Origin of the sequence: Comamonas guangdongensis (genome assembly GCF_041079535.1) — a bacterium.
Taxonomy (GTDB): Bacteria; Pseudomonadota; Gammaproteobacteria; order Burkholderiales; family Burkholderiaceae_C; genus Comamonas; species Comamonas guangdongensis.
This window is the reverse complement of sequence record NZ_JBFYGN010000009.1, coordinates 167,009-190,918: the sequence shown is the minus strand read 5'-3', so window position 1 is coordinate 190,918 and position 23,910 is coordinate 167,009. Positions and strand designations below refer to the sequence as shown.

The window sequence follows — 23,910 nt, the reverse complement described above, 5'->3', positions numbered from 1 at the left end:
CCTCAATAGCTCAGTCGGTAGAGCGCCGGACTGTTAATCCGTAGGTCCCTGGTTCGAGCCCAGGTTGAGGAGCCAAGCTCAAAAGCCTGTATGCATGCATACAGGCTTTTTTCTTTGCTTTTGGCATCAGGCCGCGCGCACCACGGCGCCGGATACCGGCGGTGCCTCCATCGCCACGGATTTGGGGGGCACATGCATGTGGAGGCCATAGTGGCGCGACAGCTCGGGCACATGCTGCTGCTCGCACTGGTCCCAGGCGCGCAGCTCCTCCTCGAGCCTGGCCGCACGCTCGGCATACATCTGCGCCGAGGACTGGTAATACTCTGCGGCAATGGAGTGCTCGAGCATGGCCATGCGAGCCTCCTGCAGATAGGCGCGCGTGCGACGGATGTAACGGGGCTCAGAAAAGCCGAAGCCAAAAATCTTGCCGAAAAACATTTTCCGTCCTCCTTCGGCCGCGGCGCAGCGCATCGATTGCACCCGTCCAACAGGCCAATACCCTCAGCGTAACGTCGCTATTTTCCGGCACGTGTCTCCGGAAAAGAGTTCACCTCGTAGGAGGCAGGCTTACCTGCATGGCTAATTGGTGAAACACCTGCCATCCAACGCTTGCATTGCACCCAAGCTGTGCAAGACTTGGAGCAGCCCACGAATTCAGGCCACACATGACGCATTCCCTGCCCTGGCTGCAGCCGGCACAAGACTTTCCACCCGTCGATTCGACCTGGGGCGAACAGGATCCGATTCCCGGCCTGCTGGCCGCAGGCAGCGCCCTGGACGCCGCCCACCTGCGCCAAGCCTACGGCCAGGGCATTTTCCCCTGGTTCAGCGAAGGCCAGCCCGTGCTCTGGTGGTCTCCCAATCCGCGCATGGTGCTCAACCCCGCGCAGTTCCGCCTGCACCGCAGCCTGCGCAAAACCCTGCAAAAGTTCCGCACCACCCCAGGCTGCGAAATCCGCATCGACAGCGCCTTCTCCACCGTGATGGAGCACTGCGCACAAACGCCTCGCAACGGACAGAACGGCACCTGGATTGTGCAGAGCATCGTGGATGCCTATACCGAGCTGCATATGCAAGGCGCGGCGCACAGCGTGGAGACATGGGTGGACGGCGAGCTGGTGGGCGGCCTGTATTGCGTGGCCCTGGGCCGAGCGGTTTTTGGCGAGTCGATGTTCTCGCGCATGACGGACGCTTCGAAGATAGCCCTGTCCGCCCTGGTCGCGCTGTGCAAGGCCCACGATGTCCCGCAGATCGACTGTCAGCAGGCCACGACTCACCTGTCTTTCATGGGCGGGCATGAAATTGCGCGCTCGCGATTCGTACAGACGGTCAAGAAACAGAGTCAGCTGCCGGATATGCAGTGGAAGTTTGCACCCGTATACTGGGAGCAGTTGCTGGACCCAGGCGCGGACAGACCCTCCGCACCCGCATCATCGCCAGCAGCCCCGGCCTGAACATGACGCATCCGAACGATCTTCCGCTGCATGCTCTGCAGTTCTATGCCACGGCAGCCTACCCCTGCAGCTACCTGCCAGGCCGCATGGCCCGCTCCCAGGTCGCCACACCCAGCCACCTCATTCAGAACGCCGCCTACTCCGAGCTGGTGGGCCTGGGTTTTCGCCGCAGCGGCATGTTCACCTACCGCCCCTATTGCGATGGCTGCCAGGCCTGTATTCCGCTGCGCATACTGGCCAGCGAATTCCGCCCCAATCGCAGCCAGCGGCGCGCCTCGGCACGGCATGCAGGGCTGACGACCTCCATACAGAGACTGCACTACAGCGACGAACACTACCAGCTGTACCTGCGTTATCAGCAGCACCGCCACAGCGGCGGCGGCATGGACCACGACAGCGTGGACCAGTACACGCAGTTTTTGCTGCAAAGCCGGGTCAACTCCCGGCTCGTGGAGTTTCGCAAGCCCTCGACGGACGGCGAGCCCGGCGCGCTCAAGATGCTCTCCATCCTGGACGTGCTGGAAGACGGCCTCTCCGCGGTCTACACCTTCTACGATCCCGAGGATCACGCCAGCTACGGCACTTACAACGTGCTCTGGCAGATCGACCAGGCCCGCGCCATGAACCTGCCCTATGTCTATCTGGGCTACTGGATTGCCGAGAGCCAGAAGATGGGCTACAAAGCCAGCTTCCTGCCCCACGAAATCCGCCAGGGCGAACGCTGGCAGCGCGTAGACCGACAAAGCGCAGCACGCTAGCAATCTTGCAGCAAGCCGCGGCAAGCCATGGCAATGGATATATGGGCCGGCGACATGCTCGCACCGGCTTTGCGCCGCTAGAATGCCTTGATTCCGAAACGCATCTCCACCGTATGAAAAAAGACGAGCTCTCGGCCTCCGCAAAGCCCAGCGTCCAGGTTCTGGAACGCATGTTCACGTTGATCGACGTGCTGGCATCGCGCGAGGAAGCGGTTTCTCTCAAGGAGATCAGCGAACGCACCGGCCTGCACCCCTCCACCACGCACCGCATTCTCAACGACCTGGCCCTGGGCCGCTTCGTGGACCGCCCCGAATCGGGCAGCTACCGCCTGGGCATGCGCTTTCTGGAACTGGGCAATCTGGTCAAGGCCCGCCTGAACGTGCGCGAAGTGGCACTCACGCCCATGCGCCAGCTCTACAAACTCATTCAGCAGCCCATCAGCCTCTCGGTACGCCAGGGAGACGAGATCGTGTATGTGGAGCGCGCCTACAGCGAGCGCTCGGGCATGCAGGTCGTGCGCGCGATCGGTGGCCACGCCCCTCTGCACCTGACCTCCAACGGCAAGCTGTTCCTGGCGGCCGACGATTCCCAGCAGGTGCGCGCCTATGCCACGCGCACCGGCCTGCCCGGCAAGACGCACTTCAGCATCACCCAGTTGGGCGAGCTTGAACACGAGCTCGAGAAAGTGCGCCAGTACGGCATCGCACGTGACAACGAAGAGCTGGAACTCGGAGTCCGCTGCATGGCCGCCGGCATCTACGATGACCAGAGCAAGCTGATTGCGGGCCTGTCCATCTCCGCTCCCGCGGACCGCCTGGACGAAAGCTGGGCTCCCAAGCTGCAGACGGCGGTGCAGGAAATTTCCGCAGCCCTGGGCTATGGCGGCGCCCACCCGGCCACGCGGCCGTCGCACCCCTACAGCCGCAGCCAGCACGGCTGAGTGCAGGCACCCGCTCACTTTTTGTGAGCGCATGGCACCGATCCAGCAATGGCTACAGGCTGATTTCTCATAAAAAAAGCGCTACACCAGGTAGCGCTTTTTTATATCGGGCCAGCCCCGGACTCAACCACGAATGCGGTGAGCCATTGAGCTGCTGGCCGTGGGACCCATGCCCTCCACCCAATGGCGCACGCGCTCGGCATCGGCGATACGGCTGAACTTGCCCGCGGAATCCAGGAACACCATGATGAGCTTGCGGCCCGCAACCTGAGCCTGCATCACCAGACAACGACCGGCTTCGGAGATATAGCCGGTCTTCTGCAGGCCGATGTCCCAGTTGTCGCTCTTGACCAGGCGGTTGGTGTTGTTGAACTGCAGCGTGCGACGGCCCACGGCCACCTCGTAGCCCGGCGAAGTCGTGTATTCGCGCATCAGAGGATCGCCATGCGCGACGCCGACCAGCAAGGCCAGGTCACGGGCGCTGGACTGATTGCTGCTGGACAGGCCCGTAGGCTCCACATAGCGTGTGTCCTTCATGCCCAGCTGATGCGCCTTGGCATTCATCAGCTGCACGAATTGGGACAGACCGCCGGGATAGGTGCGACCCAGCGCATGAGCCGCACGGTTCTCGCTGGACATCAGCGCCAGGTGCATCATCTCGGCGCGCGTGAGCGTGGTGCCCACGCGCAGGCGCGAACTGCTGTGCTTTTCGGTATCCACATCGTCCTGGGTGATGGTGATCATCTCGTCCATGGGCAGATGAGCCTGGGACACTAGCAAACCCGTCATGAGCTTGGTCAGCGAGGCAATGGGCAGCACCGCCTGATCATTCTTGCTCAGCAAAACCTCGTGCGTATCCTGATCCACCACATAGGCCACACTGCTTTGCAAAGCCAGCGGGTCGCCCACGGCATGCAGCCCGGCCATCTGGCCATAGGACAGGCGTGCGGGCTCTGCGGCCACAGCCGCGGCCACGGCAGCACCGCCGACGACACCGGCCTTGGCCAGACGCTTCTTGCCGGAGGCCGCTTCAGCCTTCTCGGCCTTGGCCACCGCCTTGCCGGAGTGATGACGAGCCTCCGCCTTGCCCTTGGCCGTCTTGCTACCCTTGGCCTCGGCCACTACGCGACCCTTGCCCGCCGCTTGCTTTGCGGACTTCTTGGCCGACACTTCAGCGGCAGGCTTTTTGACTTCTTTTTTGGCGCTTGCGGCATGGGCCGCGGGAGCTGCCAGCGCACAGCTCAGCAGCGTCAAAGACATCAGCTGAGCGAGTTTGGCTAGGCGAAAGGGACGAAGCAGCGGCATGCGATACTCCAGACAACAAGGTGTAAGGATTTAATTCAATCAAAAAAGTTGTGAAGTGACAAGCACTTGCACAACCTTTTCGATAATCTTGGTGAAATTATAAATCCAGCACTTAACCTTGTGCAGCGACAACTTCCATATTGCTATGCAATTTGTTCAGCGCACTGAGGTAGGCCTTGGCCGACGCCACCACGATATCGGGGTCAGCACCCACTCCGTTGACCACGCGGCCGTTGCGCTGCAGGCGCACCGTCACCTCGCCCTGGCTCTCGGTGGAGCCGCTGATGGCGTTGACGGAATACAGCACCATTTCGGCCCCGCTCTTGACCTCGGACTCTATGGCCTTGAACGAGGCATCGACCGGGCCGTTGCCATCGGACTCGGCCTTGACCTCCCGACCCTGGCTGCTGAACACCACGGTGGCATGGGGGCGCTCGCCCGTCTCGCTCTGCTGGGCCAGCGAGACGAAATGGAACGGATCCTCCTGGTGCGAGGCTCCATCCGCATTCACCAGAGCCAGAATGTCCTCATCGAAGATCTCGCTCTTGCGGTCGGCCAGCTCCTTGAAGCGGGTGAAGGCCTGATTGACCGCAGCCTCGCTGTCCAGCTCCACACCCAGCTCCTGCAAACGCTGCTTGAAGGCGTTGCGGCCGCTGAGCTTGCCGAGCACGATCTTGTTGGCCGTCCAGCCCACATCCTCGGCACGCATGATTTCGTAGGTGTCGCGCGCCTTGAGCACGCCGTCCTGGTGGATGCCCGAAGCATGGGCGAAGGCATTCGCCCCCACCACGGCCTTGTTGGGCTGAACCACGAAACCCGTGGTCTGGCTGACCATGCGGCTGGCGGCCACGATGTGCTTGGTGTCTATGTTCACGTCCAGGCCGAAGTAATCCTTGCGCGTCTTGATGGCCATCACCACCTCTTCGAGCGAGCAATTGCCGGCGCGCTCGCCCAGGCCGTTGATGGTGCACTCGATCTGGCGTGCACCGCCGATCTTCACGCCGGCCAGGGAGTTGGCCACGGCCATGCCCAGATCGTTATGGCAGTGCACGGACCAGATGGCCTTGTCGCTGTTGGGCACGCGCTCGCGCAAATCCTTGATGAAGTTGCCGTAGAGCTCGGGAATCGCATAGCCCACGGTATCGGGCACATTGATGGTGGTCGCGCCTTCGGCGATCACGGCCTCGATCACCCGGGCCAGGAACTCGGGGTCGCTGCGGTAGCCGTCTTCGGCGCTGAACTCGATGTCATCGATCAGGTTGCGGCCGAAACGCACGGCCTGCTTGGCCTGCTCCAGCACCTGCTCGGGCGTCATGCGCAGCTTCTTCTCCATGTGCAGCGGGCTGGTGGCGATGAAGGTGTGAATGCGCGCGCGGTTCGCGCCCTTGAGCGCTTCGGCCGCGCGTGCGATGTCGCGGTCGTTGGCGCGCGACAGCGAGCAGATCGTGGAGTCCTTGATGGCGTGCGCAATGCCCTGGATGGACTCGAAATCCCCGTTCGATGCCGCGGCAAAGCCCGCCTCGATCACATCCACCTTCAGGCGCTCGAGCTGGCGCGCGATGCGCAGCTTTTCATCGCGCGTCATGGAAGCGCCGGGCGACTGCTCGCCGTCGCGTAAAGTGGTGTCGAAAATGATCAGCTGATCGGACATGATGGGGTCTCGCTTAAGTTGTAGCGCCGGTAAGGCACCGTTTTTCTACCAAGGACTGCCGACAAAAAAGCCGGTGCGCTTTTGGCGGCACCGGCTCGGAAACGATTTAGACAGCTGCCGCCTCTTCGGCGGCCGGGACGCGCTGCACTCCCGAGATGATGGCGCGCAGCGAGGCGGACACGATGTTGGCATCCACTCCGACGCCGTAGCAGACCTGGGCCTCGTCCACGCGCAGCTCCACATAGGCAATGGCCTTGGCGTTCGCGCCCTCGCCGATCGCATGCTCGGCATAGTTGAGCACGCGCACATTGCGGCCGACTGCAGCCGACAGCGCCTGAACAAAGGCGTCAATGGGGCCCGTACCTTCGCTGTCCAAAAAATACTTCTCGCCCTCCACTTCGATCTCGGCATTCATGCTGACCACGCCGTCCGCCTCGCTCAATCGGTACTGGGGGGACTTGACGGTATTCACGCCGTATTCGCGCTGGAACAGCTCCCAGAGATCGGCCGCCGACAGCTCCTTGCCGCTGGCATCCATCTCGCGCTGCACGACCTGGCTGAATTCGATCTGCAGGCGGCGCGGCAGCTGCAAACCGTATTCGCTCTCGAGCAGATAGGCGATGCCGCCCTTGCCCGACTGGCTGTTCACGCGGATCACGGCTTCGTAGCTGCGGCCCAGGTCCTTGGGATCGATAGGCAGATAAGGCATATCCCAGATATCGCCCTCCTTGTGGGCGGCGAAAGCCTTCTTGATGGCGTCCTGGTGGGAGCCGGAGAAGGAGGTATAGACCAGATCACCCACATAAGGGTGGCGTGGGTGCACGGGCAGCTGGTTGCAGTGCTCCACCGTGGCGCGGATATCGTCGATATTGGAGAAGTCGAGGCCCGGATTCACACCCTGGATATACATATTCAAGGCCACATTGACCACGTCCAGGTTGCCGGTGCGCTCGCCGTTGCCGAACAGGCAGCCTTCAAGACGGTCGGCGCCGGCCATCAGGGACAGCTCGGCGGCCGCCGTGCCCGTGCCGCGATCGTTGTGCGGGTGGACCGAGATCACCACGCTGTCGCGGCGCTCGATGTTGCGGTGCGTCCACTCCACCATGTCGGCAAAGATATTGGGCGTGGAATGCTCCACCGTGGTGGGCAGATTGATGATGCACTTGTTCTCGGGCGTGGGCTGCCACACGGCGGTCACGGCATCGATCACGCGCTTGGAGAACTCCAGCTCGGTGTCCGAGTACATCTCGGGCGAGTACTGGAAGGTCCATTGGGTCTGCGGATACTGGGCGGCAATGTCCTTGAACATCTGCGCATTGGTCACCGCCAGCTCCACGATCTCGTCCTCGCTCATGTTCAGCACCACGCGGCGCATCACGGGCGCCGTGGCGTTGTAGAGGTGGACGATGGCACGCGGCGCGCCTTCCAGAGCCTCGAAAGTGCGGCGGATCAGATGCTCGCGCGCCTGGGTCAGCACCTGGATGGTCACGTCATCGGGAATGCGGTCTTCCTCGATGAGCTTGCGCAGGAAGTCGAACTCGATCTGAGAGGCAGAGGGAAAGCCGACCTCGATTTCCTTGAAGCCGATCTCCACCAGCTGCTCGAACATGCGCATCTTGCGCTCGATGTCCATGGGCTCGATCAAAGCCTGATTGCCGTCACGCAGGTCCACGCTGCACCAGACCGGGGGCTTGGTGATTACCGCGTCGGGCCAGGTGCGATTGCTCAAGCGCACGGGGGCGAAAGCGCGGTATTTGGTGGAAGGGTTTTGCAACATGGTGAGTCTCTTCAGTCGAAATGGAGGAAATTGAACCCAGTTCCAGCGACGCCCAAAAGCAAAAACGGCCCGTCGCTGATGCTACGGGCCGCCAAGTAGGGTGTGTTTGTACGCGCGCGCTACTTTCTCTGCCCGTTGGACATTAGTAGTAGAGCTAGCGACAGGTTTTGCATGCGGATCACTTTAACACAATAAATGTTTGGGACGCCAAGTTTTTTGCCGCCCGCTCAATCCTCGTGCAGGCCGCGCTCGTCGGGCTCGTCCTTGCTGGTGGCCACGATGCTCACATGCTCGCCCTTGGCGCGGCGCCAGGCGTAGATCACATAGCCGGAAACGGAGTAGCCCACAAACACCAGGAACAGCATGGTCGCGGGCTCGATGCTCACCACCGCCATCAACAGCGCCACCACCACCAGGGTGACGAAAGGCATGCTCTTAGCGCCGCCTATGTCCTTGAAGCTGTAATAGGGAATATTCGTCACCATGGTCAGGCCGGCGAACAGCGTGATGGCGAACATGATCCAGGACAGATCGGAGCGGTCCGTGGGATAGCCGCCGAACCAGGAGATCACATCACCAAAGATGGGCACATCGCGGTGCGAGACCATGAGCGCGCTGGTCAGCCAGATGAAGCCGGCCACCAGGGCCGCGGCCGCGGGCGAAGGCATGCCCTGGAAATAGCGCTTGTCCACCACGCCGGTATTCACATTGAAGCGCGCCAGACGCAAAGCCGCGCAGGAGCAGTAGACAAAGGCCGCAATCCAGCCCCAGCGGCCCAGCGGGCGCAGCGCCCATTCATAGGCGATGAGGGCCGGCGCGGCGCCGAAGGACACCATGTCGGAGAGCGAATCCATTTGCTCGCCAAACGCGCTTTGCGTATGCGTCATGCGGGCCACGCGGCCGTCGAGACTGTCGAGCACCATGGCGCAGAACACGCCCACGGCAGCCAGCTCGAACTGGTTGTTCATGGCCATGACGATGGCGTAGAAACCGCCAAACAGCGCCGCCAGGGTGAACAGATTGGGCAGCACATAAATGCCCTTGCGCAGCTTGCGCGGCATGCCGCCGACTTCGCCGGGCTCGTTGCTGTTTTGCATTAAACAGACCTCCAGTGCTTGCATGTCATATGCATGCAGCTATTAAAAGCATAGTATTTTAAGCACCGCCATCTCGGCAATGCCCCTGCTGCCAGTGTACCCGCCATGCGCGCCGCATCCGGCATGAAAAAGGCCACCCTGCGGGTGGCCTCTTGCCGACACGCCTCATCCGGCTGGTGCCGGACGGGCTGCATGCATCAGTTGCGGCTCTGGTCAACCAGCTTGTTCTTGGAGATCCAGGGCATCATGGAGCGCAGCTGGCCACCAACCTGCTCGATGGCGTGCTCGGCGTTCTGACGGCGACGGGCGGTCATCGAAGGATAGTTCAGGCGGCCTTCGCTGATGAACATCTTCGCGTATTCGCCGCTCTGGATGCGCTTGAGCGCGTTGCGCATGGCCTTGCGCGATTCTTCGTTGATGACTTCGGGGCCGGTCACGTACTCGCCATACTCCGCGTTGTTGGAGATGGAGTAATTCATGTTGGCGATACCGCCTTCGTACATCAGGTCCACGATCAGCTTGAGCTCGTGCAGGCACTCGAAATAAGCCATTTCGGGAGCGTAGCCGGCTTCGGTCAGGGTTTCGAAGCCCATCTTCACCAGTTCCACCGCGCCGCCGCACAGCACGGCCTGCTCGCCGAACAGGTCGGTCTCGGTTTCTTCCTTGAAGTTGGTTTCGATGATGCCGCCCTTGCCGCCGCCGTTGGCCATGGCATAGGACAGGGCCACGTCACGCGCCTTGCCGCTCTTGTCCTGGTAGATGGCGATCAGGGAAGGCACGCCGCCGCCCTTCAGGTACTCGGAGCGCACGGTGTGGCCGGGGCCCTTGGGGGCGACCATGATCACGTCCAGATCGGCGCGGGGCACGACCTGGTTGTAGTGCACGTTGAAGCCATGGGCAAAAGCCAGGGTCGCGCCGGGCTTGATGTTGGGCTCGACGTTGTTCTTGTACACCTCGGGGATGTTCTCGTCGGGCAGCAGGATCATGACCACGTCGGCGGCCTTCACTGCATCGTTGACTTCCATCACGGTCAGGCCGGCCTTGCCGACCTTGTCCCAGGAAGAGCCACCCTTGCGCAGACCGACCACGACCTTCACGCCGCTGTCGTTCAGGTTCTGGGCGTGGGCATGGCCTTGGCTGCCGTAGCCGATGATGGCAACTGTCTTGCCCTTGATCAGGCTCAGGTCACAGTCCTTGTCGTAGAAAACTTTCATGATGGCTCCAGGTCTCTTGTCTCTAGGGGGTTAAAAAGGTTTGAACAGTTTCAAAAGCGTTGATTAGACACGCAGAATGCGTTCGCCGCGGCCAATACCCGAGGCGCCCGTACGTACGGTCTCCAGGATCGCGGTGCGGTCGATGGCCTGCAGAAAGGCATCGTTCTTGGACTGGTCGCCGGTGAGCTCCACGGTATAGCTCTTTTCGGTGACGTCGATGATGCGGCCGCGGAAGATGTCGGCCATGCGCTTCATTTCCTCGCGCTCCTTGCCCACGGCGCGCACCTTGACCATCATGAGCTCGCGCTCGGTATAGGCGCCTTCGGTCAGGTCCACCACCTTCACCACTTCGATCAGCCGGTTCAGGTGCTTGGTGATCTGCTCGATGACGTCGTCCGAACCCGTGGTCTGGATGGTCATACGCGACAGCGATGCGTCCTCGGTGGGCGCCACGGTCAGCGATTCGATGTTGTAGCCGCGGGCCGAGAACAGGCCCACGACGCGCGACAGTGCTCCGGGCTCGTTCTCGAGCAGCACGGCGATGATGTGTTTCATTGAAGGATTCCTCTTTTCGCCGCCCTCCCCTGGCACCGGTAAGTGCCAGGCTCGGCGGACAATAGATTCGTCGAAAAACGCTATTAAGAATATAGCTACTTGCGCTTGACAGCTTTGAGCTTATGACCGATTTCATGCGAAACCGGCCGCCAGCCATCACAAATCGTCAGCACCCAGCAGCATTTCCGTGATGCCACGGCCGGCTTGCACCATGGGGAACACGTTCTCGGTGGGATCGGTGCGGAAGTCCAGGAACACCGTCTTGCTTTCTTCGCGCACGATGCGGCGCGCTTCGCGCAGCGCAGCTTCCACATCGGCAGGCTTTTCGATCAGCAGGCCGCGGTGGCCATAGGCCTCGGCCAGCTTCACAAAGTCGGGCAGCGAGTCCATATAGCTGCTCGAATAACGGCCCGAATACTCGATTTCCTGCCACTGACGCACCATACCCAGGAAGCGGTTGTTCAGCGCGCAGATGACCACCGGCGTGTTGTACTGCTTGCAGGTAGCCAGCTCCTGAATGTTCATCTGGATCGAGCCTTCGCCCGTGATGCAGAAGACTTCGGAGTCGGGCTTGGCCAGCTTGATGCCCATGGCGTAAGGCAGGCCCACACCCATGGTGCCCAGACCGCCGGAATTGATCCAGCGGCGCGGCTCGTCGAAGCGGTAGTACTGCGCGGCCCACATCTGGTGCTGGCCCACGTCGGAGGTGATGTAGGCGTCGGCATCCTTGGTCATATTCCACAGCGTGTCGACCACATACTGGGGCTTGATGACTTCGGTATTGGCCTTGTCGTAGCTCAGGCAGTCGCGGCTGCGCCAGCCCTCGATGGTCTCCCACCACTGACCCAGGGCGCCCTCATCGGGACGCTGGGCGGATTCGCGCAGCATGGCGATCAGCTCCGTCAGCACGTCCTTCACATCGCCCACGATGGGCACGTCCACCTTCACGCGCTTGGAGATGGAGGAAGGATCGATGTCGATGTGAACGATCTTGCGCTCCACCGACATGAAGTGCTTGGGGTTGCCGATCACGCGATCGTCGAAGCGTGCACCCACGGCCAGCAGCACATCGCAGTTCTGCATGGCGTTGTTGGCCTCGATCGTGCCGTGCATGCCCAGCATGCCCAGGAATTTCTTGTCGCTGGCCGGATAGGCGCCCAGACCCATCAGCGTGTGGGTCACAGGGTAGCCCAGCATGTCCACCAGGGTGCGCAGCTCGTTGCAGGCATTGCCCAGCAGCACGCCACCGCCCGTATAGATATAGGGGCGCTTGGCCGATAGCAGCAGCTGCAGGGCCTTGCGGATCTGGCCTGCATGCCCCTTCTTGACGGGGTTGTACGAGCGCATTTCCACTTTTTCGGGATAACCGGTGTACAGCGCCTTCTTGAAAGACACGTCCTTCGGAATATCCACCACCACGGGACCGGGGCGGCCGGTGCGGGCAATGTGGAAAGCCTTTTTCATGGTCTCTGCCAGATCGCGCACATCCTTGACCAGGAAGTTGTGCTTGACGATGGGACGAGTGATACCGACGGTGTCGCATTCCTGGAATGCGTCGGTACCGATGTAGTTGGTCGACGTCTGGCCGGCCACCACTACCATGGGGATGGAGTCGGTATAGGCCGTGGCGATGCCGGTGACCGCGTTGGTCAGGCCGGGGCCGGAGGTCACCAGCGCCACACCCACCTCGCCCGTGGCACGCGCAAAGCCGTCGGCTGCATGCACGGCGGCCTGTTCATGGCGCACCAGCACATGCTGAATGCTGTCTTGCTTGTAGAGCGCGTCGTAGATATAGAGCACGGCCCCGCCGGGATAGCCCCACAGCTGCTTGACGCCTTCGGCCTGCAGCGATTTGACGAGGATCTCGGAGCCCATCAATTCCTGGGCGCTCTTGGGGGAGGATGCGGCGGCCGCGGAGGCCAGCTCGGCTTTGGAGATTTCCATGATCAACCTTTGTGAATTTCTCTAACGAAAAACCTTCGGTGCCCTTAGCCTGAAGCCCTTGTGAGGCCGGTTTAGGACTTAAGACCACGAGCCATGGGCGTTTGTGTGTACGCCGGACCGTGATCCGTTTGCTTCTTTAAGTCGAAACATTATCGCACTGCAACAAGACCCTCGATCGCAGTACGCCAAAAAACATCAGTCGATGCGATAATCGTCCCTTTCCCCAAGGGGCCTGCCCCCGCTTTTCCAGGGTTTTTCTCTCTTGGCCACAGAACAAGAACTGTCTGCATTCCTCAAAGGCGTCGAAAAACGTGCGTTCAAACGCAGCGTTTTCCACGTCCGCGACGAGGAGGCCGCCCTGGATATAGTGCAGGACAGCATGCTCAAGCTGGCCCAGCACTATGGCGACAAGCCGGCCAACGAGCTGCCCATGCTGTTCCAGCGCATTCTCTCCAATTGCACGCTGGACTGGTTCCGCCGCCAGAAGACCCAGAACGCGGTCTTTACCCACTTCAGCGACCTGGAATCGTCTTCGGACGACGATGGAGACTTCGACTGGCTGGAAACCTATGCCACCAACAGCGACGAGGCCAATACCCACAACGCCGAAAACCTGACGGAACGCAAACAGGTTCTGCAAAGCATAGAAAAAGAAATACAGGAGCTGCCGACGCGTCAACGCGAGGCGTTTCTCATGCGTTATTGGGAAGAGATGGATGTCGCAGAGACCGCTGCCGCTATGGGTTGTTCCGAAGGCAGTGTAAAAACACACTGTTTCCGCGCCATACAAACATTGAGCAAGGCACTCAAGGCTAAAGGAATCGAGTTATGAAATCCGCGCCCACACTCCGGCAAGAACAGGCTGCCGACCGTATTGCCCGTCAGATCACTGCCCGACTGAGTGAGGGTGAAGCCCTGCTGCCCTACGAGGTGATAGAGCGCCTGCGCGCCTCGCGCGAGAGAGCCGTGTCCGAGCGCCGCCGCGAGGTTTCCGTGCTGCGCACCCAGGCCGCAGCCTCGGCCCATGGCCACACCATGACGCTGGGCAGCCCCGAAGAAGAGGGCCGCGGCTGGTGGCGCGCCCTGGTGTCGGCGATTCCGGTTTTTGCGCTGATTGCCGGCCTCGTGGTTTATAACGCTCAATCGGATCAAAGCGTGTTGAGCGAGGTCACCGAGGTGGATACCGCCCTGCTGACCGATGATCTGCCGCCCGCCGCCTATGCCGACCCCGGCTTCGTCCAGTTCCTCAAGACCTCTGCCCCCGCCACAGAGCACTGATACCGCTCCTCGCATCTGAATGCCTACTGAAAAGCGCAACCTTCTGCAACCTGGCAACACCGCCGCCGTCATGGCGGCGGCGCTGTTGATGGCCTTGGCCTGGACAGGCTGGAGCGTGGTGCAGCAGGTCAGGCTGGCCCCCAGTTCCGTGCCGCCGGCCACGGTCGCGGCCTCCAAGGCCATGCATGCCGATGCGGGCAGCCGCCAAAAAGCCAGCACGATGGCGGCGGGCCCGCGCTGGGCCGAGCTGAGCCGCCACCAGCGCGAGGTGCTCAACCCCCTGGAAGAGCGCTGGCCCATGATTGGCGCGGGACAGAAACGCCGCTGGATTGCCCTGGCCGACAGCTTCGACAAGCTCAGTGAAAAAGAGCAGGAGAAACTGCGCGGCCGCATGGAATCCTGGTCCAGCCTGAGCGCTGCCCAGCGCAACCAGGCCCGGCTGAACTTTGCCATCACCAACAAGCTGGCCACCGACAAGCAGGCCCAGTGGGAGGCCTATCAGGCGCTCAGCGAAGAAGAAAAAAGCCTGCTGGCCGCCCGTGCCGCACCCAAGGTGGTGACGGCCGCCCCGGCCATCAAGCCGGTATCGCCCAAGAAGCTGGCGCGCATTCCCGCGGCCACGGCGACCCCCAATACCGTGCCGAATCTGCCCAAGATCCCTCCGGCCACCATCCACCACCCGCCGCCGCCCGTGCCGGCCACTCCGGCCATGGTGGAGACCCAGCCCATCCGCCAGCCTTCGGCGATCGTGGAGACCGCGCCCGTGGACATTCCGCGTGCCACGCCCACCACGCTGCCGCCTTTGGATGCGCCAGCGCAAGATTCGCACGGCAGCAGCATCAGCGGCCCTCAAGGGAACTGAAGCGCCCTCTACAATGAGCCCATGCAGCAAGACACACGGGTTCATGATGACGCCGCAGCGGCTCCAGAAACTCCCACATTGATAGCACCCAACCTACGCCGGCGTATGGCTTGCTGGCTTTATGAAGGTATGCTGCTGTTTGGCGTGGTCTTCATTGCCGGCTATCTGTTCGGCACGCTTTCCCAGACCCGCAACGCGCTGGACAACCGCCATGCCCTGCAGGCCTTTATGCTGGTGGTGCTGGGCATTTACTTTGTCTGGTTCTGGAGCAAGGGCCAGACCCTGGCCATGAAAACCTGGCATATCCGCGTGGTGGATGCCCAGGGCCGGCCGCTGACCCAGACCCGTGCGCTGCTGCGCTATGCCGCCAGCTGGATGTGGTGGCTGCCGCCGCTGGCCTTGCTCTATCCGCTGGGTCTTCCTGCGCTGGAGGTGCTGGTGCTGCTGCTGGGATGGATTCTGATCTGGGCTCTGCTCAGCCGCTTCCATCCGCAAAAGCAGTTCTGGCACGATGCCTGGGCCGGCACCCGGCTGGTGCACCAGGCTCCCGCGCCCAAACGTATTCGCTGATTCCCGTTCTTCATGAGCCAACCCGATCCCGTCAATCCGCAAAAAAGCCGCACCGGCCTGTCCCGCTTTCTGCATGCCGGCGGCTATTCGCTGGCCGGACTCAAGGCCGGCTGGCACGAAAAAGCCTTTCAGCAGGAATCCATCTGTGCCCTGGTGATGATTCCCGCGGCCTTCTGGCTGGGCCAGAGCTGGGAGCAGACCACCCTACTGGCCGGCACCGTGACCCTGGTACTGATCGTGGAACTGCTCAATACCGGCATCGAGGCCGCCATCGACCGCGTGGGCCCGGAGTGGCACGAGCTTTCCAAAAAAGCCAAGGACATGGGCAGCGCCGCTGTCTTTCTGTCGCTATGGCTGTGCGGCGCCGTCTGGGCCGCCGCCCTCTATCACCGTTTCATCGCATGACATATCCTGCTTTTTCCGTTTGCGTGTACTGCGGCTCGCGCCCCGGCACCAACCCCCAATTCACCGAAGTCGCCAAGGCCGTGGGCCAATGGATAGGCGAGCGCGGCGGCCAGCTGGTCTACGGCGGCGGGCGCAGCGGCCTCATGGGCGTGGTGGCCGAGGCCACACGCCAGGCCGGCGGCCGCGTGGTCGGCATCATTCCCCAGGCGCTGGTGGACAAGGAGCTGGCCAACCAGGCTTGCGACGAGTTGCACATCGTCAAGAACATGCACGAGCGCAAGGCCATGATGGCCGAGCGCAGCGATGCCTTTGTCGCCCTGCCCGGCGGCATAGGCACTTTCGAGGAGCTGTTCGAGGTCTGGACCTGGCGCCAGCTGGGCTACCACGACAAGCCCATAGGCCTCATCAATGTGGACGGCTACTACGACACCATGCTGCAGTTTTTGCAGTCCTGCGTGGGCAGCGGACTGATGGGCGAGTGGCAGCTGGGCCTGATCGAGAGCAGCAGCGATGCGCCCGCGCTGCTGCAGAACCTGGTGCAGAACTCCGGCACCCGCCTGGAGACGCCTTCGCTGCGCTCGGTCATTTGACCCCCTGAGCGGCTTACGCCGCCTCCCTCGAGGAGGACAATGCCTGCGCTGCGGGGCGGCCCTTGCTCGGCATCTCTGGCTCGGGCACGCCAATCTCATGGGCTGCGGCCAGGGTGCAGAGTCGGTCACAGCGAATAAGAAAAAAGCCAGACTCAAGGTCTGGCTTTTTGGTTGCCGAATGACATGGCTCAGATGGCGGTGTCGTCCAGCTCGCCGGTGCGGATGCGCACCACTCGCTCCACGGGGGTCACGAAGATCTTGCCGTCGCCGATCTTGCCGGTGCGCGCTACATTCACGATGGCATCCACGCAGCGGTCCACATCTTCCTCCTTGACCACCACCTCGATCTTTACCTTGGGCAGAAAGTCCACCACATACTCGGCGCCGCGGTACAGCTCGGTATGCCCTTTCTGGCGGCCAAAACCCTTGACCTCGGTCACGGTCAGGCCGTTCACCCCACACTCGGCCAAGGCTTCACGCACCTCTTCGAGCTTGAAAGGCTTGATGACGGCGGTAATCATTTTCATGGGGGGACTCCTAGATTGATTGAATTCGGCAAAGCGTCTGCAGCCAGGGCTCAGGCGCGGAATTTGTTGGTGATGGGGTAGCGCCAGTCCTTGCCAAAACTGCGCACACTCACGCGCGGCCCCACGGGAGCCTGACGACGCTTGTACTCGTTGATTTGTATCAGACGCGTGACCCGCTCCACATCGGCCGTCACAAAACCCTCGGCCACGATGGAGCTTATGCTTTCATTGTTTTCCATGTAGCGGGCGACGATGGCATCCAGCACCTCGTAGGCGGGCAGGCTGTCCTGGTCTTTCTGGTCCGGGCGCAGCTCGGCACTGGGCGGGCGCGTGATGATGCGTTCGGGGATGGGGTCCAGGCCCGTGCCGCACGGGTCGTTGGCATTGCGCCAGCGGGCCAGCTCGAACACCTCGGTCTTGAACACGTCCTTGATGACGGCAAAGCCGCCGGCCATGTCGCCGTACAGCGTGCAGTAGCCGGTGGACATCTCGCTCTTGTTGCCCGTGGTCAGCACGATGTGGCCGAACTTGTTGCTCATGGCCATGAGCAGGGTGCCGCGGATGCGCGCCTGCAGGTTTTCCTCGGTCGTGTCCTCGGCCCGGCCCGCAAACGTGGCGGCCAGCGCGGCCTTGAAGGCCTCGAACTGCGGCGCGATATCGATTTCCTCGTGCTGCACGCCCACGCGCTCGGACATCTCGCGCGCATCCAGCCAGCTGATGTCGGCCGTATAGGGCGAGGGCATCATCACCGTGCGCACCTTGTCCGCACCCAGCGCATCCACGGCAATCGCGAGCACCAGGGCCGAATCCATGCCGCCCGACAGGCCGATCAGCGCGCCCGGAAAGCGATTCTTGCCCACATAGTCGCGCACGGCCAGCACCAGGGCCGACCACAGCGCATGCTCGCGGCCAAGCTGCGGCTTGAGCTCGCCCATCAGGCTGACGCGGCCGTCGACCAGATGCGCAGCCACCATGGGCAGCTCTTCCTCGAACGCGGCCGCGCGCGCCGCCATCCGGCCATCGGCCTGCACGGCGAACGAGCAGCCGTCGAACACCACCTCGTCCTGCCCGCCCACCAAATGGGAATAGATCAGGGGCACCCCGGCTTCCCTGGCGCGCTGCGCCAGCACCGTCTCGCGCTCGGCCTGTTTTCCGCTATGGAACGGCGAGGCGTTGATGACGGCCAGCAGCTGCGCGCCCGCGGCCGCCGCGGCCAGGGCCGGGCCCGGATGCCAGGCGTCCTCGCAGATCAGCAGACCCAGCTTGATGCCTTCAATCTCGATCACACAGGAGCCGTTGCCCGCTGCAAAATAGCGCTGCTCGTCGAACACCCCGAAATTGGGCAGCAGCTGCTTGGCGTAGCCCGCTGTCAGCCGGCCGTCCTTGAGCACGCTGGCCATGTTCAGCAGCAGACCGGTCGCCGCATCGCGCTGCGGGTGGCCTATCACCAGCGCCAGACCCGGCCATTGGACGCAGGCCTCCTGCAGCTGCTGCAGCGCCGCCTCGCAGGCCTCGAGAAAAGCGGGACGCAGATACAGGTCTTCGGCCGCATAACCACACAGCGACAGCTCGGGCGTGAGCAGCAGGCGGGCTCCGTTGGCATAAGCTTCGGCAGCGGCGGCAATGATTTTCTGGACATTGCCAGAGAGGTCACCCACGACAAAATTGCGTTGGGCACAGCAGATGGAAAGCGTCATGAAAAGCAAGCAAGGCGGTGAGGCCACCGGCCCCCGCATCGATCAGGGCATGGCCGAAAACACGATTATCACTCGCGTGCTCACCAGCGTGCAGCAGCTGGATGCACAAACCTGGAATGCGCTGCTGGCCTCGCAAACCACGCCCACACCCTTCATGCGCCACGAGTACCTGGCCGCCATGGAGCGCAGCGGCAGCGCCACGCCCGAAACCGGCTGGAACGCTCGCATCATCACCCTCTGGGATGGAAACGAGCTGCTGGCCGCCTGTGCGCTGTATCTCAAGACCCATTCATATGGCGAATATGTGTTCGATTGGGCCTGGGCCCGCGCCTATGAGCAGCATGGCCTGCCCTATTACCCCAAGGCCGTGCTGGCCGTGCCCTTCACCCCCGTGCCCGGCTCGCGCCTGCTGGCCCGCAGCCCCGCGCTGCGGGTGGCGCTGGTGCGGGCGGTGCAGGAATGGGCGGCCGTCATGCAGCTGTCGTCGCTGCATCTGCTGTTCGGCGACGCCGATGATCTGGCGGCCTGCGAGCAGGCAGGCTGGATGCAGCGCAGCGGCCTGCAGTTTCACTGGTCGAACCGCGCAGGCCCGGTCTGGCAGGACTTCGAGGGGTTTCTGGCCTCGCTGAACCAGGAAAAGCGCAAGAAGATACGCCAGGAGCGACGCAAGGTCCGTGAAGCCGGCGTGAGTTTCAGAACCCTGGCAGGCCCGGAGATCGGCGCGGCGGACTGGGCTTTCTTCTACCGCTGCTACGAGCGCACCTATCTGGAGCATGGCAATCCGCCCTATCTGGCGCCCGAGTTCTTCGCGGCCATGGCCCAAACCATGCCCGAGAACTGGGTCATGTTCATCGCCGAGCGCGACGGGCAGCCGATCGCCTGCAGTTTGATAGCAGTTAGCGCGGACCCAGCCAGGGTTTCAGCCCAAAACCTAGATGAAACCGTCACTGATCAAGCGCTGCCAGCTATCAAGAACATGGCTGCCTATGGCCGCTACTGGGGCGCACTGGAGCGCGTGGACTGCCTGCACTTCGAGGCCTGCTACTACCAGCCCATAGAGTGGTGCATTGCCCACGGCTTTGCCAGCTTCGAAGGTGGAGCCCAGGGCGAGCACAAGATGGCGCGTGCCCTGCTGCCCGTGGCCACGCCCAGCGCCCACTGGGTGGCCCATCCGGCGTTTGCCGATGCGATTGCGCGCTTCCTGGACCGGGAGGGAGCGGGCATGGCCGGCTATGTGCAGGAGCTGCAGGCGCACAGCCCGCTGCGGCGCGGCGCCCCACCCGCAGCATGAAGAAAGGCCGCTTCGCCGCGGCCTTTTCCAAAGCAGGGGAGGCTCAGAAACTCTCCCACTCCTCCTCGTTCACCGGCGCCTTGGCCGCACCATGGCCGGCCAAGGCCCGGGGCGCCGCGCTCTGGACCATGCTCCTGGGAGCGGCCTGAGCCGCCGGCGGGCGCCGCACGGTGGCCGCGCTCACGACCCTGGCCGCCGCCACTGGACGCTGCTCGTACAAGGCATTGGCGGGCAGCTGGAACGCCGCCACCGCAGCCACCAGATCCTGCGCCTGTTTGCGCAGCGCGCCGGCAGCGGCCGCACTTTCCTCGACCAGGGCCGCATTCTGCTGCGTGGTCTGGTCCATCTGGGTCACGGCCTCGCCCACCTGGGCCACGCCCTGGCTCTGCTCGTGGCTGGCGGCACTGATTTCGGCCATGATGTCCGTCACGCGGCGTATGGCGGCCACGATGTCGGCCATGGTCGCACCGGCCCGGTCCACCAGTTGCGTGCCCTGCTCCACGCGTTCCACGCTGGTGTTGATCAAGGCCTTGATCTCCTTGGCGGCCTCGGCGCTGCGCTGGGCCAGGGTCCGCACCTCGCCCGCCACCACGGCAAAGCCGCGGCCCTGCTCGCCGGCACGCGCGGCTTCCACGGCCGCGTTGAGCGCCAGGATATTGGTCTGGAAAGCGATGGAGTCGATGACGCCGATGATGTCGGCAATCTGGTGGCTGCTGTCGTTAATGCCCTTCATGGTCTCGACCACTTCGGCCACCACGGCGCCGCCCTGCTTGGCGACCTGCGAGGCCTTGGCCGCCATCTGGTCGGCGGCGCGGGCGTTGTCGGCATTCTGGCGCACGGTGGAGCCCAGTTGCTCCATGGAGGCCGCGGTCTCTTCGAGAGCGCTGGCCTGCTCCTCGGTCCGGCTCGAAAGGTCGGCATTGCCCGAGGCGATCTGGGCGCTGGCCGAAGCCACGCCCTCCGCATTCAGGCGCACCACGCGCACGGTCTGCACCAGGCTAGTCTGCATGCGCTCCAGCGCATTGAGCAGCTGACCCGTCTCGTCATGGCGCTCCACATGGATGAGGCCGCTGAGGTCACCGCCGGCCACGCGATCCGCAGCCTTGACCGCCTGCTCCAGCGGCGCGCGTATGGAGCGCACCAGCCAGATGCCCGCGACCACCGCCAGCAGCACGGCCGCCACCGCCGCGATCAGCAGCAGCGCGACCGAGCGCCCGTACACGGCCTCGGCCAGCCGGGCCTCATTCCTGGCCATGTCGCCGTTGTATTGGGTGAGCTTCTTCAGCGTGGCCGATGATTCGTTGTAGACCTTCAGGGACTCGGCGCCCAGCAGATCCCGGGCCTGCTCCTGATTGCCGTTGCGGGAGAGCGCGAACAGCTGCTGGTTCAAACCCACATAACGCTCACGCTCGGCGAGAAACTGGGTATACAGATCCCTCTCCTCTTTGGCGAAGATCAGGGGCTCATAGATTTTCTTGTCTTGCGCCAGACGATTTTGCAGGTCGGCAAACTGCTTTTCCACCTCAGCCATATAGGCCGGATCGCTGCTGTTGACATGGCGCAGTTCCAGCAGCCGTGCCCGCACCAGTTCGGTGTTCATCGCATTGATGATTTCCACGCTGGGCAGCGCATTATCGGTAATGGTCTCGGTACTGCCACGCATGGAGCGCAGCTGCGTCAGCGCCACCAGCACCACGGCCAGCAGCAGGAATACGAGAACGCCAAAAACACCCAGGATACGGGTGGATATTTTGATGCTTTTCATGGAAGCACCTCCCTCTTCTCTTATTGAATTTATTATGAGCGCCGGCAAAATTTAAAAGCGCTGCATAAAACCGATAGTTTTTTGAGAATACCCATTAACAAACGACATCTGGCGGCGTCAGAAAATAATCCTTCCAGTCGCCCATTATCATTTTCTTAGCACGCAATACTTACAGCATTCTTTTAACCACCTCGCGGCTCAATAGCGTCATGAAATTCAATATCAAATATCAAATATCAAATATCAAATTCATTAGACTTGGATTAAATCACTCCACAGAGCCCCGAAGTTACACAACCTTCTTGATGCAGGTCAAGAAAAATTGCATAGACAAATGAAAACAGGCTGCAATTGCAGCCTGGAGATGGGGAATCCCGAGAGGGTGGCGCCGCGCCGAGGGCTGCGCCCGATCCGGCTCTAGCTCAGAGCAAGACCTGGTCGCTGGCCTCGATCCGGGCCAAGCGGCCCGCGCCGGCCGGCCTAGCGGCCATGGCGGAGGCGGCAAAACCCTGATCCTGACCGGCCAGCTTGAACACAGCCACGGAATCCACGAGCGCCTGGGCCTGGCGCTGCAGTGAATCGGCGGCAGCCGCACTCTGCTCGACCAGGGCCGCGTTCTGCTGAGTGCTCTGCTCCATCTGAGCCACGGCCTCGCCCACCTGGGCCACGCCCTGGCTCTGCTCGTGGCTGGCGGCACTGATGCCGCCCATGAGGTCGGTGACGCGACCGATGGCGCCGACAATCTCGGCCATGGTCGCGCCGGCCTTGTCCACGAGTTGCGAGCCCTGCTCGACGCGCTCCACGCTGGCGGTAATCAGCTGCTTGATTTCCTTGGCAGCCTCGGCGCTGCGCTGAGCCAGGGTGCGCACCTCTCCCGCCACCACGGCAAAGCCGCGGCCCTGCTCGCCGGCACGCGCGGCTTCCACGGCCGCGTTGAGCGCCAGGATATTGGTCTGGAAAGCGATGGAGTCGATGACGCCGATGATGTCGGCAATCTGGCGGCTGCTGTCGTTGATGCCCTTCATGGTATCCACCACCTGAGCGACCACAGCGCCGCCGCGTCCCGCCACATCCGAGGCATTCCTCGCCATCTGATTGGCGGCCTGGGCGTTGTCGGCGTTCTGGCGCACGGTGGAGCCCAGCTGCTCCATGGAGGCCGCGGTCTCTTCAAGAGCGCTGGCCTGGCTTTCGGTGCGTACCGAAAGATCGGCGTTGCCCTGGGCAATCTCGCGCGAGGCCAGGGCCACGCCGTTGGCATTGCCGCGTACTTCCTGCACCACGGACGCGAGTTGGCGCCGCATATCCTCGAGCGCATTGAGCAGCAAACCCATTTCGTCGCGCCGCTGGTTGCTGATGACGGTGCCGAGTTGCCCCGCCGCCACACCCTGGGCAAACTGAACGGCCGTGGCGACCGGACCGGTGATGGCGCGCGTCATCGCGAAGCCGACCCCGGCCGCGATCACGATGACCAGGGCCAGCGTCGCCAGCAACCAGTAGCGGGCCAGCGCGAAACTGGCTTTTTCCGCTTCCTGCGCGCGGGCCGCCGCCTCAAGCTGCAGCGTCATGAACTTGCCCGTGCTCTCGGCCAGCTGGCTGAACGCGGCTTCCGACTCCCCCGCGAAGAACAGACCCAGCTCATCGGCCATGGCGGCCTGGTCGTCCACGGTGTTGTAGTTGCCGTCTCGGGCACGGGCCAGCAGCTGCTCATGCAGCTTGACGAACTGAGCCTTGAGGCTCTGATAGCTCGCATAGGACTGGCGCAGCGCATCGCCTTCGATCAGGCCTTCCAGCACCTTCTCCTGAGCCGCAATGGTCTTGAAACGCTGCTGGCTCTGCGTCTCGTAGCCTTCTATCTCCACCAGGGTGCGCGCGGTGGCAATCCCGGCTTCATGGCGGCGCAGGCGGTTGTACTCGGAGCGCATGGAGGCCGCGTTGTAGACACTGGGCAGGGCCACTTCGGACATCGTCATGCCCGCGGCATGAATCTGGGTCAGTTGCAGCCAGGCCACCAGGCCCAGCAAGGCAGAGAAAAACACCAGGGCCAGAAAGCCGATGCCCAGCTTGGTCCCGATGCGCCAGTCCGAAATCTTCCAACTCATGCGACTCTCCCCCATTTTTCTTGACGGCAAGTGCCTGTACAGGCCACAAAAAACGCACCGGGCATCGCTGCCGGGTGCGTTTTAAATTGTATCCATCCCGATGGCGCAGACTTGCCGCGCCCCAAGGTTA

The 23,910-nt window shown here is 62.7% G+C and carries 22 protein-coding genes; 10 read left to right on the top strand and 12 right to left on the bottom strand.

From position 1 onward, the window contains the following. Window positions 1-126: 126 nt before the first annotated feature. The gene (locus AB6724_RS10620; protein ID WP_369338485.1) at window positions 127-438 is read right to left on the bottom strand and encodes a hypothetical protein; all 312 of its coding nucleotides are present in this window, start codon (window positions 436-438) and stop codon (window positions 127-129) included. A 227-nt stretch (window positions 439-665) separates the two neighbouring features. Between AB6724_RS10620 and aat the strand changes: the two genes are divergently transcribed. The 3 genes from aat to AB6724_RS10605 all read left to right on the top strand — a co-directional run bounded on the left by aat (window position 666) and on the right by AB6724_RS10605 (window position 3,153). Next, a complete protein-coding gene (gene aat, locus AB6724_RS10615) occupies window positions 666-1,454 on the top strand; it encodes a leucyl/phenylalanyl-tRNA--protein transferase (RefSeq protein WP_369338484.1) in 789 nt (262 codons plus the stop codon). 2 nt (window positions 1,455-1,456) lie between these two features. Next, window positions 1,457-2,212 carry an arginyltransferase gene (locus AB6724_RS10610; protein WP_369338483.1) on the top strand — a complete coding sequence of 252 codons (756 nt, stop codon included), beginning with the start codon at window positions 1,457-1,459 and terminating at the stop codon, window positions 2,210-2,212. 113 nt (window positions 2,213-2,325) lie between these two features. Further along, window positions 2,326-3,153: an IclR family transcriptional regulator gene (locus AB6724_RS10605; protein ID WP_369338482.1), complete on the top strand. Its 828-nt coding sequence runs from the start codon at window positions 2,326-2,328 to the stop codon at window positions 3,151-3,153. Between the two features lie 123 nt (window positions 3,154-3,276). On the opposite strand, the gene AB6724_RS10600 is transcribed toward AB6724_RS10605, so the two are convergent. The 7 genes from AB6724_RS10600 to AB6724_RS10570 form a co-directional block, all read right to left on the bottom strand. After that, window positions 3,277-4,458, bottom strand: a complete 1,182-nt coding sequence (locus AB6724_RS10600) for a serine hydrolase (RefSeq protein WP_369338481.1) — start codon at window positions 4,456-4,458, stop codon at window positions 3,277-3,279. Window positions 4,459-4,570: 112 nt separating this feature from the next. Then, window positions 4,571-6,109: a 2-isopropylmalate synthase gene (locus AB6724_RS10595; protein ID WP_369338480.1), complete on the bottom strand. Its 1,539-nt coding sequence runs from the start codon at window positions 6,107-6,109 to the stop codon at window positions 4,571-4,573. Window positions 6,110-6,215: 106 nt separating this feature from the next. Then, entirely contained in the window at window positions 6,216-7,886 is a 1,671-nt protein-coding gene (leuA, locus tag AB6724_RS10590; protein ID WP_369338479.1) for a 2-isopropylmalate synthase, read from the bottom strand. Window positions 7,887-8,113: 227 nt separating this feature from the next. Then, entirely contained in the window at window positions 8,114-8,983 is an 870-nt protein-coding gene (pssA, locus tag AB6724_RS10585) for a CDP-diacylglycerol--serine O-phosphatidyltransferase (protein ID WP_369338478.1), read from the bottom strand. A gap of 197 nt (window positions 8,984-9,180) precedes the next feature. Next, window positions 9,181-10,197 (bottom strand): ketol-acid reductoisomerase, encoded by a 1,017-nt coding sequence (gene ilvC / locus AB6724_RS10580; RefSeq protein WP_369338477.1) that lies wholly within the window; start codon window positions 10,195-10,197, stop codon window positions 9,181-9,183. Window positions 10,198-10,260: 63 nt separating this feature from the next. Then, on the bottom strand, window positions 10,261-10,752 hold the full coding sequence (ilvN, locus tag AB6724_RS10575; RefSeq protein WP_092743827.1) for an acetolactate synthase small subunit: 492 nt from the start codon (window positions 10,750-10,752) through the stop codon (window positions 10,261-10,263). A 156-nt stretch (window positions 10,753-10,908) separates the two neighbouring features. Further along, window positions 10,909-12,696 (bottom strand): acetolactate synthase 3 catalytic subunit, encoded by a 1,788-nt coding sequence (locus AB6724_RS10570; protein WP_369338476.1) that lies wholly within the window; start codon window positions 12,694-12,696, stop codon window positions 10,909-10,911. Between the two features lie 262 nt (window positions 12,697-12,958). Between AB6724_RS10570 and AB6724_RS10565 the strand changes: the two genes are divergently transcribed. The 6 genes from AB6724_RS10565 to AB6724_RS10540 are packed head-to-tail and all read left to right on the top strand — an operon-like array spanning window position 12,959 to window position 16,401. After that, a complete protein-coding gene (locus AB6724_RS10565) occupies window positions 12,959-13,528 on the top strand; it encodes an RNA polymerase sigma factor (RefSeq protein ID WP_369338475.1) in 570 nt (189 codons plus the stop codon). Further along, a complete protein-coding gene (locus tag AB6724_RS10560) occupies window positions 13,525-13,974 on the top strand; it encodes a DUF3619 family protein (RefSeq protein WP_369338474.1) in 450 nt (149 codons plus the stop codon). The genes AB6724_RS10565 and AB6724_RS10560 overlap by 4 nt, the downstream gene beginning before the upstream one ends. Window positions 13,975-13,993: 19 nt before the next feature. Then, window positions 13,994-14,836, top strand: a complete 843-nt coding sequence (locus AB6724_RS10555) for a DUF3106 domain-containing protein (RefSeq protein WP_369338473.1) — start codon at window positions 13,994-13,996, stop codon at window positions 14,834-14,836. Between the two features lie 21 nt (window positions 14,837-14,857). Then, entirely contained in the window at window positions 14,858-15,406 is a 549-nt protein-coding gene (locus tag AB6724_RS10550; protein WP_369338472.1) for an RDD family protein, read from the top strand. Between the two features lie 12 nt (window positions 15,407-15,418). Next, window positions 15,419-15,811: a diacylglycerol kinase gene (locus AB6724_RS10545; RefSeq protein WP_369338471.1), complete on the top strand. Its 393-nt coding sequence runs from the start codon at window positions 15,419-15,421 to the stop codon at window positions 15,809-15,811. Further along, window positions 15,808-16,401: an LOG family protein gene (locus AB6724_RS10540; RefSeq protein ID WP_369338470.1), complete on the top strand. Its 594-nt coding sequence runs from the start codon at window positions 15,808-15,810 to the stop codon at window positions 16,399-16,401. Before AB6724_RS10545 ends, AB6724_RS10540 begins: the two co-directional genes overlap by 4 nt. A 188-nt stretch (window positions 16,402-16,589) precedes the next feature. On the opposite strand, the gene AB6724_RS10535 is transcribed toward AB6724_RS10540, so the two are convergent. Next, window positions 16,590-16,928, bottom strand: coding sequence for a P-II family nitrogen regulator (locus tag AB6724_RS10535; RefSeq protein ID WP_369338469.1), 339 nt, complete (start codon window positions 16,926-16,928; stop codon window positions 16,590-16,592). 50 nt (window positions 16,929-16,978) lie between these two features. Further along, on the bottom strand, window positions 16,979-18,625 hold the full coding sequence (locus AB6724_RS10530; RefSeq protein ID WP_369338468.1) for an NAD+ synthase: 1,647 nt from the start codon (window positions 18,623-18,625) through the stop codon (window positions 16,979-16,981). Here AB6724_RS10530 and AB6724_RS10525 point away from each other — a divergent pair. Next, complete coding sequence (locus AB6724_RS10525; protein WP_439329853.1) at window positions 18,624-19,916, top strand: GNAT family N-acetyltransferase; 1,293 nt, start codon at window positions 18,624-18,626, stop codon at window positions 19,914-19,916. The two genes, AB6724_RS10530 and AB6724_RS10525, sit on opposite strands and share 2 nt — an antisense overlap. Before the next feature lie 43 nt (window positions 19,917-19,959). On the opposite strand, the gene AB6724_RS10520 is transcribed toward AB6724_RS10525, so the two are convergent. Beyond that, the gene (locus tag AB6724_RS10520; RefSeq protein WP_369338467.1) at window positions 19,960-21,681 is read right to left on the bottom strand and encodes a methyl-accepting chemotaxis protein; all 1,722 of its coding nucleotides are present in this window, start codon (window positions 21,679-21,681) and stop codon (window positions 19,960-19,962) included. 422 nt (window positions 21,682-22,103) lie between these two features. Continuing rightward, window positions 22,104-23,780: a methyl-accepting chemotaxis protein gene (locus AB6724_RS10515; protein ID WP_369338466.1), complete on the bottom strand. Its 1,677-nt coding sequence runs from the start codon at window positions 23,778-23,780 to the stop codon at window positions 22,104-22,106. Between the last annotated feature and the right edge of the window lie 130 nt (window positions 23,781-23,910).